Annotated in this window: 13 protein-coding genes; all 13 read left to right on the forward strand. The window is 38.9% G+C overall.

Annotation, left to right across the window (positions count from 1 at the left end):
• Positions 1-78 precede the first annotated feature (78 nt).
• The 13 genes from sucC to fliF all read left to right on the forward strand — a co-directional run bounded on the left by sucC (position 79) and on the right by fliF (position 13,883).
• Complete coding sequence (sucC, locus tag ACW2QC_RS01965) at positions 79-1,239, forward strand: ADP-forming succinate--CoA ligase subunit beta (RefSeq protein ID WP_457542309.1); 1,161 nt, start codon at positions 79-81, stop codon at positions 1,237-1,239.
• 429 nt (positions 1,240-1,668) lie between these two features.
• Positions 1,669-2,571, forward strand: coding sequence for a succinate--CoA ligase subunit alpha (gene sucD / locus ACW2QC_RS01970; RefSeq protein ID WP_457542310.1), 903 nt, complete (start codon positions 1,669-1,671; stop codon positions 2,569-2,571).
• A gap of 70 nt (positions 2,572-2,641) precedes the next feature.
• Positions 2,642-3,544: a DNA-processing protein DprA gene (gene dprA / locus ACW2QC_RS01975; RefSeq protein ID WP_457542311.1), complete on the forward strand. Its 903-nt coding sequence runs from the start codon at positions 2,642-2,644 to the stop codon at positions 3,542-3,544.
• A 125-nt stretch (positions 3,545-3,669) separates the two neighbouring features.
• On the forward strand, positions 3,670-5,748 hold the full coding sequence (topA, locus tag ACW2QC_RS01980; protein ID WP_457542312.1) for a type I DNA topoisomerase: 2,079 nt from the start codon (positions 3,670-3,672) through the stop codon (positions 5,746-5,748).
• A gap of 99 nt (positions 5,749-5,847) precedes the next feature.
• Entirely contained in the window at positions 5,848-6,156 is a 309-nt protein-coding gene (locus ACW2QC_RS01985) for a hypothetical protein (protein ID WP_457542313.1), read from the forward strand.
• Positions 6,157-6,745: 589 nt separating this feature from the next.
• Complete coding sequence (gene xerC / locus ACW2QC_RS01990; RefSeq protein WP_457542314.1) at positions 6,746-7,660, forward strand: tyrosine recombinase XerC; 915 nt, start codon at positions 6,746-6,748, stop codon at positions 7,658-7,660.
• An 18-nt stretch (positions 7,661-7,678) separates the two neighbouring features.
• Positions 7,679-8,224 (forward strand): ATP-dependent protease subunit HslV, encoded by a 546-nt coding sequence (gene hslV, locus ACW2QC_RS01995; protein WP_457542315.1) that lies wholly within the window; start codon positions 7,679-7,681, stop codon positions 8,222-8,224.
• A 20-nt stretch (positions 8,225-8,244) separates the two neighbouring features.
• Entirely contained in the window at positions 8,245-9,639 is a 1,395-nt protein-coding gene (gene hslU, locus ACW2QC_RS02000; RefSeq protein ID WP_457542316.1) for an HslU--HslV peptidase ATPase subunit, read from the forward strand.
• A gap of 27 nt (positions 9,640-9,666) precedes the next feature.
• Entirely contained in the window at positions 9,667-10,446 is a 780-nt protein-coding gene (gene codY / locus ACW2QC_RS02005; RefSeq protein WP_106497631.1) for a GTP-sensing pleiotropic transcriptional regulator CodY, read from the forward strand.
• A 561-nt stretch (positions 10,447-11,007) separates the two neighbouring features.
• The gene (flgB, locus tag ACW2QC_RS02010; RefSeq protein ID WP_457542317.1) at positions 11,008-11,406 is read left to right on the forward strand and encodes a flagellar basal body rod protein FlgB; all 399 of its coding nucleotides are present in this window, start codon (positions 11,008-11,010) and stop codon (positions 11,404-11,406) included.
• Positions 11,407-11,408: 2 nt separating this feature from the next.
• A complete protein-coding gene (gene flgC / locus ACW2QC_RS02015; protein WP_457542318.1) occupies positions 11,409-11,864 on the forward strand; it encodes a flagellar basal body rod protein FlgC in 456 nt (151 codons plus the stop codon).
• Between the two features lie 19 nt (positions 11,865-11,883).
• Entirely contained in the window at positions 11,884-12,189 is a 306-nt protein-coding gene (gene fliE, locus ACW2QC_RS02020; RefSeq protein WP_457542319.1) for a flagellar hook-basal body complex protein FliE, read from the forward strand.
• 86 nt (positions 12,190-12,275) lie between these two features.
• Positions 12,276-13,883 (forward strand): flagellar basal-body MS-ring/collar protein FliF, encoded by a 1,608-nt coding sequence (gene fliF, locus ACW2QC_RS02025; protein ID WP_457542320.1) that lies wholly within the window; start codon positions 12,276-12,278, stop codon positions 13,881-13,883.
• The last annotated feature ends 4 nt before the right edge of the window (positions 13,884-13,887 follow it).

The raw sequence follows: 13,887 nt of genomic DNA on the forward strand, positions 1-13,887 counted from the left end.
TTTTGTTCCTTATTCTTGTGAAATTTGTCGTTTTTTTATACAATGGGAATGCAGTGATTTTTGATGGGAGGATGAAGGATGAACATTCATGAGTATCAAGGCAAAGAAATTTTGCGTGGATATGGTGTAAACGTTCCAAACGGCCATGTCGCGTATACTGTAGATGAAGCTGTTGAAGCTGCAAAAAAATTAGGAACATCTGTTACAGTAGTAAAAGCACAAATTCACGCTGGTGGACGCGGTAAAGCAGGCGGGGTTAAAGTTGCTAAAAATTTAGATGAAGTGCGTACATATGCTGATGAAATATTAGGTAAAACGCTTGTTACGCATCAAACAGGTCCAGAAGGTAAGGAAGTTAAACGCTTGCTTATTGAAGAAGGCTGTGATATTAAGAAAGAATATTATGTAGGGGTTGTCTTAGATCGTGCTACTTCCCGTGTCGTTATGATGGCATCAGAAGAAGGCGGTACTGAAATTGAGGAAGTTGCTGCTGAAACTCCGGAAAAAATCTTTAAAGAAGTAATTGACCCAGTTGTTGGCTTGTCTCCTTATCAAGCTCGCAGACTAGCATTCAATATCAACATTCCAGATGAATTGCTATCTAAGGCGGTTAAATTCATGACTGGTCTTTACCAAGTGTTTGTGGAAAAAGATTGCTCTATTGCGGAAATCAACCCACTAGTTACAACTGGTGATGGACAAGTTATGGCACTTGATGCGAAATTAAACTTTGATGATAATGCAATTTTCCGTCAAAAAGACGTCCAAGAATTTCGTGATTTGGACGAAGAAGACGAAAAAGAAATCGAAGCATCCAAATATGACCTAAGTTATGTTGCGCTAGACGGAAATATCGGCTGTATGGTTAACGGTGCTGGACTTGCAATGTCAACAATGGACATCATCAAACATTCTGGCGGCGAACCGGCAAACTTCCTTGATGTTGGGGGCGGTGCAACTGCTGAAAAAGTTACCGAAGCATTTAAAATCATTTTGTCCGATCCACATGTAAAAGGAATTTTCGTTAATATTTTCGGTGGAATCATGAAATGTGATGTTATTGCTGAAGGTGTTGTTGAAGCTACAAAACAAGTTGGCTTAGAAATGCCGTTAGTTGTCCGTTTAGAAGGTACGAATGTTGATTTAGGTAAGCAAATTTTAAACGAATCAGGATTAAATATCACTTCTGCTGACTCAATGGCTGACGGAGCAGAAAAAATCGTTTCTATGGTTAAGTAGAAAAGCGAAGCGGGCTTGTCCAGCGGCGTAGGGCATAGACAAGGGACCGTAGAACGGGTGGTTTTGCCGTTCGAAGTGTCCATTGACTATGACAGTAGCCGCTAGCCCACGCGTAGCTAGCCATAGAAAAGTGAAGCGGGCTTGTCCAGCGGCGTAGGGCATAGACAAGGGACCGTAGAACGGGTGGTTTTGCCGTTCGAAGTGTCCATTGACTATGACAGTAGCCGCTAGCCCACGCGTAGCTAGCCATAGAAAAGCGAAGCGGGCTTGTCCAGCGGCGTAGGGCATAGACAAGGGACCGTAGAACGGGTGGTTTTACCGTTCGAAGTGTCCATTGACTATGACAGTAGCCGCTAGCCCACGCGTAGCTAGCCAATAGCAAATTGAATGAGAAAACGTATGAGGATTGCGTAGAAAGGATGGACGAGAATGGGTGTATATGTAAATAAAGATACAAAAGTAATTGTCCAAGGAATCACTGGCGGAACAGCTAGATTCCATACGAAACAAATGCTTGAATATGGTACAAAAATCGTTGGTGGCGTTACACCAAAAAAAGGCGGTACAGAGGTTGAAGGGGTTCCGGTATTTAATACAGTACAGGACGCTGTGGATGCAACAGGTGCAACTGCATCTGTAATCTATGTACCTGCCCCATTTGCTGCAGACGCAATTTTGGAGGCGGTAGACGCAGAGCTTGACCTTGCTATTTGTATTACGGAACATATTCCAGTTATGGATATGGTTAAAGTAAAACGTTATATGGAAGGTAAGAAAACTCGCCTTGTTGGACCAAACTGCCCAGGTGTTATTACTGCAGACGAATGTAAAATTGGTATCATGCCAGGATACATTCATAAAAAAGGACACATTGGCGTTGTTTCACGTTCTGGAACATTAACATATGAGGCTGTACATCAATTAACAGAGGCAGGCTATGGCCAAACAACTGCTGTTGGTATTGGTGGAGATCCTGTTAACGGAACAAATTTCATCGATGTCTTATCAGCATTTAATGAAGATCCTGAAACAGAGGCTGTTGTTATGATTGGTGAAATCGGTGGTACTGCTGAAGAAGAAGCTGCTGCATGGGTAAAAGCAAACATGAAAAAACCTGTAGTCGGCTTTATTGGTGGCGCAACTGCACCTCCAGGAAAACGCATGGGCCACGCTGGTGCTATTATTTCTGGTGGTAAAGGTACTGCAGAAGAAAAAATGCGCGTAATGAACGAATGCGGTATTAAAGTTGCAGAAACACCTGCTGTAATGGGAGAAACGATGATTGAAGTACTAAAAGAACATAACTTAGATGAAAAATGTAAAACACATTGATTTTGGGAGGGGGTTATTGCCCCCCCTCTTTAATCTATAATGGAAAAATAAAGGATAGGATGTGATTGTAGTGAATCTGAACAATTTACGAAAAAAATTAATTCACTTACATCGTTGTCGCGGGATTACTAGACGTACGATTGGAAAAATGCTTCTTTACGATTCCTCTTTGTCAAACCTCTATAAGCTTTCCTCCACACAACTCAGTCAACAGTATGGTTTACCTCAAAAGAACGCTCAACACCTCTACACAGACCTTCACAACCAACAAGTTCATCAGTCGATTAAAAAGGATATAGATAACTATATGGTAATAACGATAGTTGACGAGAACTACCCAACCATGTTAAAAACAATTAAAGATCCGCCATTGGTGCTTTACGCTTTAGGGGATACATTCTTATTAAACCATAAACCTGCCTTAAGTGTTATTGGTACACGGAAACCTTCACAACATGCATATAGTAAAATGAATTTTATTTTACACCCATTAATGGAGGAAGATTGGCTCTTAGTTAGTGGGATGGCTAAAGGAATTGATAGTTATGTACATCAATTGGCATTAAAGAATAAAAAGAAGACAATTGCAGTTTTAGGTAGTGGCTTTCACCATATTTATCCGAAACAGAATACATTATTATTTCAGCAGATTGCCCAAAATGGATTAATTCTGTCCGAATATACGCCGAATACACCCCCAAAGCAATTCCATTTTCCTGAAAGAAATCGAATTATAAGTGGTCTTGGATTTGGTACACTGGTAATCGAAGCGACTGAACGTAGTGGAACATTGATTACAGTTGATCAAGCGCTGGATCAAGGTAGAGAGGTTTATGCTGTACCTGATTCTCCACTAATACCACAAACGGTTGGCTGTCATCGAATGATTCAAGATGGGGCGAAACTTGTTCGGACTGCAAATGACATTGCAGAGGACTGGGAATCATTGAAAGATATTCAACTGGAAATGTAAGAAAATAGTTTTGAAAATGAGAAAAATAATCTCAACATGTTTGACAAAAAGAAACTATATATTTAATATTAGTGAAGATTTCTCAGTTGAATTATGGTAACCTCATTTTGGGAGGAAAGATATAAATGTCAGATTATCTTGTAATCGTTGAGTCGCCTGCAAAGGCAAAAACGATTGAACGATATTTAGGAAAAAAATATAAAGTAGAAGCTTCCATGGGTCATGTTCGGGATTTACCGAAAAGCCAAACGGGAGTTGATACAGAAAATGAATTCAAACCAAAGTATATTACCATTCGCGGTAAAGGTGATGTGCTAAAGAATCTTAAATCAGCCGCAAAAAAGGCTAAAAAAGTCTATCTTGCAGCCGACCCCGACAGAGAAGGGGAAGCTATTGCATGGCATTTAGCTCACAGCTTGAAAATTGATGAGAATTCAGATTGTCGGGTTGTATTTAATGAAATTACGAAGGATGCGATTAAAGAATCGTTCAAACATCCGCGTTCCATTGATATGGATTTAGTAGATGCACAACAAGCGAGAAGAATTCTTGATCGGTTAGTTGGTTATAACATTAGTCCCCTGTTGTGGAAGAAAGTGAAAAAGGGTCTTAGTGCTGGCCGTGTTCAATCGGTCGCAGTGAAAATGATTATTGACCGAGAGAAGGAAATTGAAAACTTTAAACCAGAAGAATACTGGTCGATTGAAGCAAACTTTATAAAAGGTAAAGAAACGTTTGAGGGTTCGTTTTATGGAATCGATAACAAAAAGCATGAATTAAAAACAGAAGATGATGTGAAAGACATTCAAAAGAAATTAAATGGTGAAACATTTACGATTGATAAAGTAAAAAAACGTGAACGCAAGCGTAATCCGGCTTTACCTTTTACAACTTCATCATTGCAACAAGAGGCTGCCCGTAAATTGAATTTTCGCGCCAAAAAAACAATGATGGTAGCACAACAGCTTTATGAAGGTATTGATCTAGGGAAGAAAGCTGGAGGCATAACAGGTTTAATAACATACATGCGTACAGACTCAACACGTATATCCGAAACCGCAAAGGAAGAGGCAAAAGGCTATATTGAAGAGAAACATGGCAAGGATTATTTGGGTCACGCTAAAAAGTCAAAACAAAAAGAAGGAGCACAGGATGCCCATGAAGGGATTCGTCCCACTTCCGTCATGCGTGATCCGAAATCCTTAAAAGCTGTTTTATCACGGGATCAAATGCGTTTATATAAATTAATTTGGGAACGTTTCTTGGCAAGTCAAATGGCTCCGGCAATTATGGATACAATGACTGTTCATTTATTAAATAACGGAGTTGAATTCCGTGCGACAGGATCAAAGGTGAAATTTAAAGGATTTATGTCTGTTTATATTGAAGGAACAGACGATAAGAAAAATGAGGACGCTAAATATTTACCTGATTTACAGGAAGGTATGGAAGTGAAGGCAAATGAAATTGTACCGAATCAACACTTCACCCAGCCGCCACCGAGATATACAGAGGCAAGACTTGTGAGAACAATGGAAGAACAGGGACTTGGTAGACCTTCCACTTATGCACCAACACTTGATACAATTCAACGCAGGGGTTACGTTAGTGTTGATAATAAGCGATTTATCCCGACCGAGCTAGGGCAAATCGTGACGGAATTACTACAGGAGTTTTTCCCGGAAATTATCGATGTGGACTTTACAGTAAAGATGGAAGAGGACCTAGATTCAGTCGAGGAAGGAAAAACAAATTGGGTTAGTATTTTAGATGAATTTTATCAAGGGTTTCATAAACGGCTAGAAACTGCAGAAGAAGAAATGGAGAAAATTGAAATCAAAGATGAACCCGCTGGGATTGATTGTGAGAAGTGTGGACACGAAATGGTGTATAAGATGGGACGTTATGGAAAATTTCTCGCATGCTCTAATTTTCCGGAATGTCGAAACACCAAACCTATTTTAAAAGAAATCGGTGTCAAGTGTCCGAAATGTAAAGAGGGCAATGTTGTCGAACGGAAATCGAAGAAAAAGCGAACATTTTATGGATGTGACAGGTTCCCTGACTGTGATTTCGTTTCTTGGGATAAACCAATTGCTAGACCATGTCCCAAATGTGATTCCCTATTGGTGGAAAAGAAAAGCAAAAAACAAGTACAAATACAGTGTACAAATTGTGACTATAAAGAAAAAACACAAGACTGATAGTGAACTGCTCGTAACTACGGGCAGTTTTTTGTTTGCAAAGTTTTACTAACTTGAAAAAGGGTATTATGTAAGTGTGGAAGGAGGAAGACATGAAAAATGGAACGAAAAACTTATTTTGTTACAGTTGATACAGAGGATATCCGTGAAGTGTCCATTCCTGAGAGTGGAATTGAATATGAAATAAATGCGACACCAGAAGAAATCAAGGAAATTCGAATGCTATTTTCAAAGAAAAATAAAAACGCAAAAGATGCAGTAAAATATTTAGGGAAACCGTTTGATGAATGGGGTGCGGATGATGAACGGACGGAATACGGTGATCATTTATTTTCCATTTATCGCAAGCTGTACACATTAGGTACGGAGAATACAAAAAAGAAGATTAATGAATTGAAGTTATTTTAGAGTATGAGTATTAAGCTTATAATTTGTTGTCTATACTAAGATAAAAATATATTTGAATTCTTCAATTGTTGTTTGTTGACTATTTAATTCGGAAAAGCTATAATTACCAATTGGTAAGTTTATTTACTTGACAGCATCATGTATTAGAATGAAGATAATTATAGGGCTTGATATGGTCAATTCAGAATTTTATTACAATTTTGTTAAGTTTATTGCTTTCCGGATTATAATATGATATGATTTATTCGCTGTTTAGGACATATAAGAAGTGGGGCTGTATATAGCTAGCAACTAAAACAGCCACGTCCAGCTCCAGCGCCCAGCGACTAGTGGACTTCCTTCACCTCCGTACGATAAGTTAACATCGGTTCGAATCTAAAGGAAGGCCGACTAAAAGCGGGCTTTGCGCCCAACGTCGGCATACCCCTTTTGCAGAGGCATGTTTCCTTTATCTTCTGCGGTAGGAATGTTCGATTAAAAAACGCCGCTATGCGCGGCGACATCGAACCACTCGTGTTGCACGGACGCAGTCCATACGGCGCTAACCCGGGCGCTTCCGCTTTTGTCTCTGTTTAGGCGAGGTGAAAATTTGAATAACTTTTCAACTAGTAGCGAGGCATTTGTAGAGTATTTGCAAATTGAAAAAAATGCCTCGCCGTATACTGTGGAGTATTATCTGAATGATCTGGAAACGTTCTTCCGCTTTTTACAACGAGAGGGGATAAATAAGTTACAAGAAGTTGATACTCAAGTTGTACGTCTTTTTTTAACTACGCTTTATGATGATAAGCTTAATAGACGGTCTGTATCCAGGAAAATTTCTAGTTTGCGAAGCTTTTATAAATTTTTGGAACGTGAAGAAAAACTCACAACGAATCCTTTTCTTCATGCAACACTACCAAAAGCACAGAAGCCAATTCCAGGATTTTTATATATGGAAGAATTAGAAAAACTATTTGAAGTCAGTGATGTGACCGATCCAATAGGCCAACGTAATCAGGCTATGTTGGAGACGTTTTATGCAACGGGAATGCGTGTAAGTGAGTGCCAAGGATTAAAAATCCAGGACATTGATTTTTCAATCGGTACTGTGTTTGTAAAAGGAAAAGGCAGGAAAGAGCGCTATATTCCTTTTGGACGATTTGCAGAAATTGCACTGGAAACTTACATAAATGAGGGGAGAAAACAACTTCTTGCTAAAGCAAAAACAACAGCAGATAATGTATTTCTTAACGCCAGAGGCACACCGATAACGACAAGAGGAATGCGGGGAGTGCTAAATAAGATGGTAGAGAAAGCAGCATTGACCGTTCACATTCACCCACATAAATTACGGCATACTTTTGCAACACATTTGCTAAATGCGGGGGCAGATCTTCGTACTGTACAGGAACTACTCGGTCATGAAAACTTATCATCTACGCAAATATATACACACGTTACCAAAGATCACTTGCGTAATGTTTATATGAACAGCCACCCTAGGGCTAATGGTCAAAAATAAGGTCAAGAGGTGATGATCGTGAATAATGAAATGCATGCAACGACTATTTTTGCAATTATGCACAACGGACAATGTGCAATGAGCGGAGATGGGCAAGTAACATTGGGAAATGCAGTAGTAATGAAACATAAAGCGAAGAAAGTTCGTACGTTATTTAATGGGCAGGTGTTGGCAGGTTTTGCTGGATCTGTCGCAGATGCATTTACATTGTTTGAAAAGTTTGAAGGCAAATTGGAAGCATTTAACGGAAACCTTGCTCGCGCTGCAGTAGAATTGGCGCAAGAGTGGCGGAGTGATAAAGTACTTCGGAAATTAGAAGCGATGCTGATTGTGATGAATAAAGATAATATGTTTTTGGTTTCCGGGACTGGTGAAGTAATTGAACCTGATGATGGTATCTTGGCTATCGGATCTGGCGGTAATTATGCGTTAAGCGCCGGTCGAGCATTACGAAGACACAGTGAAAACTTAACCGCGAAGGAAATTGCTCAGGCGGCATTAGAGATTGCCGGTGAGATTTGCGTTTACACGAATGATCACATCACATTAGAAGTACTTGATTAATAAGGAGGCCTTATTAACAAATGGGAATTGATTTAACTCCAAAGCAAATTGTTGACCAGTTAGATAATTACATAATTGGTCAACACCAAGCGAAAAAATCTGTTGCTGTTGCACTAAGAAATCGCTATCGTCGAATGAAACTGGATGAATCGATTAAAGATGAAATCGTACCAAAGAACATATTGATGATCGGCCCTACGGGTGTAGGAAAAACAGAGATTGCCAGAAGGTTAGCTAAACTTGTTGGCGCGCCATTTGTAAAAGTAGAAGCAACTAAGTTCACGGAAGTAGGCTATGTTGGTCGTGACGTTGAGTCGATGGTTCGTGATTTGGTTGAAATGGCTATGCGGATGGTAAAAGAGGAAAAAATGGAAGAAGTAAAGGGTAAAGCAGAAGTAGAAGCAGACAAGAAACTTGTACAACTTTTGATGCCACAGGCTAAAAAACAATCCAACATGAAAAATCCGTTTGAAATGCTTTTCTCTAATGGATCCGAAGAAGATGATGAAGAAAAAGATCAAGATAAAAGCGAGGAAATTAGAAGCAAACGGAAGCGGATTGAACACCAGCTTGCCCTTGGAGAAATGGAAGACCACATTGTAACTGTGGAGATTGAGGAACTTCCTCCTTCCATGTTTGATATGCTGCAAGGTTCGGGTATGGAGCAAATGGGTATGAATATGCAAGATGCCCTTGGTCAGTTTATGCCAAAGAAAAAGAAGAAACGAAAGCTCCCGGTCTCTGAGGCTAGAAAGGTATTGACACTGCAAGAAGCACAAAAACTTGTTGATATGGAAGAAGCTGCCCAGGAAGCAATTGAACGCGCTGAGCAATCCGGTATTTTGTTTATTGACGAAATTGATAAAGTAGCTGGTAAACAGGACAGTTCGGCTAACGTATCACGAGAAGGTGTACAACGAGATATTTTGCCGATTGTGGAAGGATCTACTGTTGTGACCAAGCATGGTCCAGTAAAAACAGACCACATGCTGTTTATTGCCGCTGGTGCCTTTCATATGTCAAAGCCTTCTGACTTAATACCAGAACTACAAGGAAGATTCCCGATTCGGGTTGAATTAGAAAAGTTAGTTGTAGAAGATTTCAAACGAATTTTACAAGAGCCATCTAACGCATTGCTGAAACAATATCATGCTTTGTTGAAAACAGAAGGTATAAATGTTGCATTTACAGACGAAGCTGTGACTAGACTAGCAGAAATTGCCTATCAAGTGAATCAAGAGACAGATAATATCGGGGCAAGACGATTGCACACGATTTTGGAAAAACTACTTGAGGATTTATCGTTTGAAGCACCAGACGTTACGATGGAGACGGTAAAAATCACCCCAGAATATGTTGATAAGAAATTAAGTACAATCGTAAAAAATAAAGATTTAAGCCAATTTATATTATAAGTTAAACAATTGAAATGGAGGATTATCATGGAACTTTTAGATCGAGCAAGAAAAATTAACGCAATGTTACAGAAAGCAACAGGTAAATCAGTAAACTTTAACGAAATGTCAGCGTCATTGAGAGATGTCATCCGGGGGAACGTATTTATCGTAAGCAGAAGAGGGAAATTATTAGGATTTGCGATCAACCAGGAAATCGAAAACGAGCGTATGAAATCAATGTTAGAAGAACGTCAATTCCCTGAAGAATATACAAGAGGATTGTTCAACATCCATGAAACAACAGCTAACTTGGATATTGACAGTTCTTATACAGCATTTCCTGTAGAGAATCGTGAACTATTCCAAAATGGTTTAACAACAATCGTACCTATCATTGGTGGTGGGGAACGTCTTGGAACTCTTGTGCTAAGTAGATTAACAGAAAGTTTTAGTGATGATGATTTATTACTAGGCGAATACGGTGCTACTGTAGTTGGAATGGAAATTCTTCATGAAAAAACAGAAGAAATTGAATTAGAAGCAAGAAGTAAAGCGGTTGTTCAAATGGCAATAAGCTCACTTTCCTACAGTGAACTAGAAGCTATTGATCATATCTTTGAAGAATTAAATGGAAATGAAGGTCTATTAGTGGCAAGTAAAATCGCTGATAGAGTAGGTATTACCAGATCAGTTATCGTCAACGCACTAAGAAAATTAGAAAGTGCCGGCGTAATTGAATCCCGTTCATTAGGAATGAAGGGGACATTCATTAAAGTTTTAAATGATAAATTTCTTGTAGAACTAGAGAAATTACGTTCTAGATAAAAAATGAAAGCAAAAAGACTAGCGAAACGCTAGTCTTTTTTTTATAAAATTTGGCTCTAATTTACATTCGGCATAATGACCCCATGTCCAGCTCCAACGCTAAAGCAGTAGCTAGACTCCCCTTACCTTTGTACGATAAGTCATCATCAGCTCAGGTATAAAGGTAGGTCGACTAACATTAGGCTTGCACTCAGGCGTCGGCATACCCTTTTGTGGCGTGCTTCCTTTATCTCATTGCGAAGTGCTCCAGTTTGAACGTCGCTAAACGGGCGTCTGTGTTTTTATTTTATGGCAGTTTATTAATAAAGTCCTATACCAGCTATTAAAATTTGACAAAATGTGATAATATACTCATTGATGTACAACTTTTTGATATAACACTCCAATGATAAGTGACTTTTTTAGGACTTAAATCCTAGTCATTTGTAACTATTTTATTTTCCTAAGTCGGAATATGTCGAAATAACGTAGACATTGCTCATTGGATAAATTACAATATTCGTATGGATTATATAGTTTATGTCCGTTAGAAAGGTTTCCATTAAATGGGGAGGAATTGTAATGGATTTGTTTGGTGGTACATTCCGAACACTCGAAAATTCGCTTGATTATGCAAGTGTTAAAAATAGCACGATATCAAACAATATCGCGAATGTAGATACTCCAAATTATAAGGCGAAAGATGTAACTTTTAAAAACGTATTACATAAAGAACTTGGGAATTCATTAGCGGCAAAACGCACACATCCAAAACATCTGCCATTTGACAATGAAACATTACAAAATTCCTATCAAGTTATTACAAAGGGTAACACGATGTACAATCATAACGGTAATAATGTTGATATTGATAAAGAAATGGCAGAACTTGCTGAAAACCAAATTCACTATCAAGCATTGGTTGACAGAATGAATGGGAAGTTCCGCAGCTTGCAAACAGTTATTAGAGGAGGAAGATAATAATGTCAATTTTTAACGCGCTAAATACGAGTGCAAGTGCATTAACAGCTCAACGATTAAGGATGGATGTTATTTCTTCAAATATTGCCAATGCTCAAACAACCAGAGCTACCGTTAATGAGAATGGTGAATATGAACCGTACCGTAGAAAAATGACCGTTGTTGAGCCGAAGGAAAAAAGCTTTCAGTCATTCCTACAAAAAGCATCGAATACAACTTCTTCACCAGGTTCAGGTGTTAAAGTTACAGAAATAGTAGAAGATGATGAACCATTTAAGCTAGTCTATAACCCCAACCATCCAGATGCAAATGAGGCTGGCTATGTCGAATTACCAAATGTCGATCCACTAAAGGAAATGGTTGATTTAATGAGTGCGACCAGATCATATGAGGCAAACATTACCTCGGTGAATGCAACAAAAAGTATGCTAATGAAAGCTTTGGAAATAGGCAAATAGGGATTAGGGAGCGTTTATTATGAATCAAAGTATAACTGGTATATCACCATCATATTTACCCGCTAAAGCAAGCGCCGAACCTAAAATTTCAGCTGGAGAGGCACAAGCTGATTTTGCGAATACATTAAAAGCGGCAATACAGCACGTTAATGACACACAGGTGGCTTCAAATCAAAAAACGGAAAGCTTAGCAAAGGGTGAAATTAATGACTTGCATGATGTGATGATTACTGCGCAAAAAGCAAGTATAACGCTAGAAACTTCTGTTCAAATTCAGCGAAAAGTAATTGATGCCTATAACGAAATCATGCGGATGCAAGTATAATGATTTGACGCTAGAGAAGATTGTGACCGGGTCTTAACACAAACTAGTAATATAGGTAATAGATTTTGAATTTGGCGGGGGAATATATGAAAGAGAAAATATTACATTTTAAAGATAAAACAAAATCTTTTTGGACAAATCGATCGAAAAGCCAAAAAGGAATACTTTTGGGTTCCATCGCTATTGTTATTGCCTTGATCATCGGTATTGCCTTATTTTCATCTAATACGAAAATGGTCCCGTTGTATAATAATTTATCATTGCAGGAAGTTGGTCAAATTAAAACGGAATTGGATACAAGAGGTGTTCCATATGAATTGGAAGATGCAGGGAAGACCATAACCGTTCCAGAAGAACAGGTAGATTCATTGTTGGTGGATCTTGCCGGTCAGGGTATTCCTAACAGCGGGAACATTGATTATTCGTTTTTTAGTGACAATGCTTCCTGGGGAATAACCGATAACGAGTTTAGTATGATAAAACTCGATGCAATGCAGACGGAACTAGCCAACTTGATTAAGGGCGTTGATGGAATTAACGATGCAAAAGTAATGATTAATATGCCTAAGGATCCGGTGTTTGTTAGTGATAACGCAGAAGATGCGAGTGCATCAATTGTTATCAACACTCAACCGGGACAACAATTTCAAGGCAACCAGATTGATTCGCTTTATCGTTTGGTTTCCAAGGCAGTACCAAACCTACCTGCTGAAAATATTGTTATCATGAATCAGTATTTCGAATACTATGACCAGGAAAAGCAAACAATTTCTGGTGGCCAAGATGCGTACACATCACAACAATCGATAAAAAAGGATATAGAACGTGATATCCAGAGAAGGGTACAGCAAATGCTTGGTGCCATGGTTGGTCCGGAAAATGTTATCGTTTCGGTCACTTCAGACATCGACTTCACGAAGGAGAACCGTGTTGAAGAAATTGTTGATCCAGTAGATGTTGAAAATATGGAAGGCGTACCAGTTAGTATCGAAACGGTTCACGAAACATATACAGGAGATAATCCTCCAGCTGGTGGTGTTGCAGGAACTGGTGAAGAGGACATAACGAATTATCAAGCAGAGGATAATGATGAAGACGGCGAGTATGAACTTGTAAAAGAAACAGTAAATAATGAGTATAATCGTATTCATAAAGAAATCGCTGAGAGTCCATATAAGATTCGTGATTTAGGGATTCAAGTTGCAGTCGACAATGTGAAAGCAAAAGATGGAAAAGATGTTCAATATCTCACACAGCAAGAACAAAATAGTGTACAAGATGGGATATCTTCTATTTTAGATTCCATTATTACAACATCCATCGATAAAGAATATGGCGAAGTACAACAACCAGATGAAAAAGTATCGATAGTTTTCCAGGAATTTAGTGGTGACACCGCATTTCCAGAAACACCGCAGTCTGCTATCCCAATGTGGATGTATATTGCCGGGGCTGTTTTATTAGTCATCATTATTATTCTCGTTATCCTGTTAATTCGCAGACGAAAAGATGATAGCGAAGAAGAAATAGAAGAAGAGACAGTGGCGGTAGAAGAAACAGCCGCAGAAGTACCAGAAATAGGCGGAGAACCAGATACAGAATCCGTAGCTCGTAGGAAGCAACTGGAGAAAATGGCAAAAGAAAAACCAGAAGACTTTGCTAAACTTTTAAGAAGTTGGATTGCGGATGATTAGGAGG

It is taken from the genome of Virgibacillus sp. FSP13 (assembly GCF_054048505.1).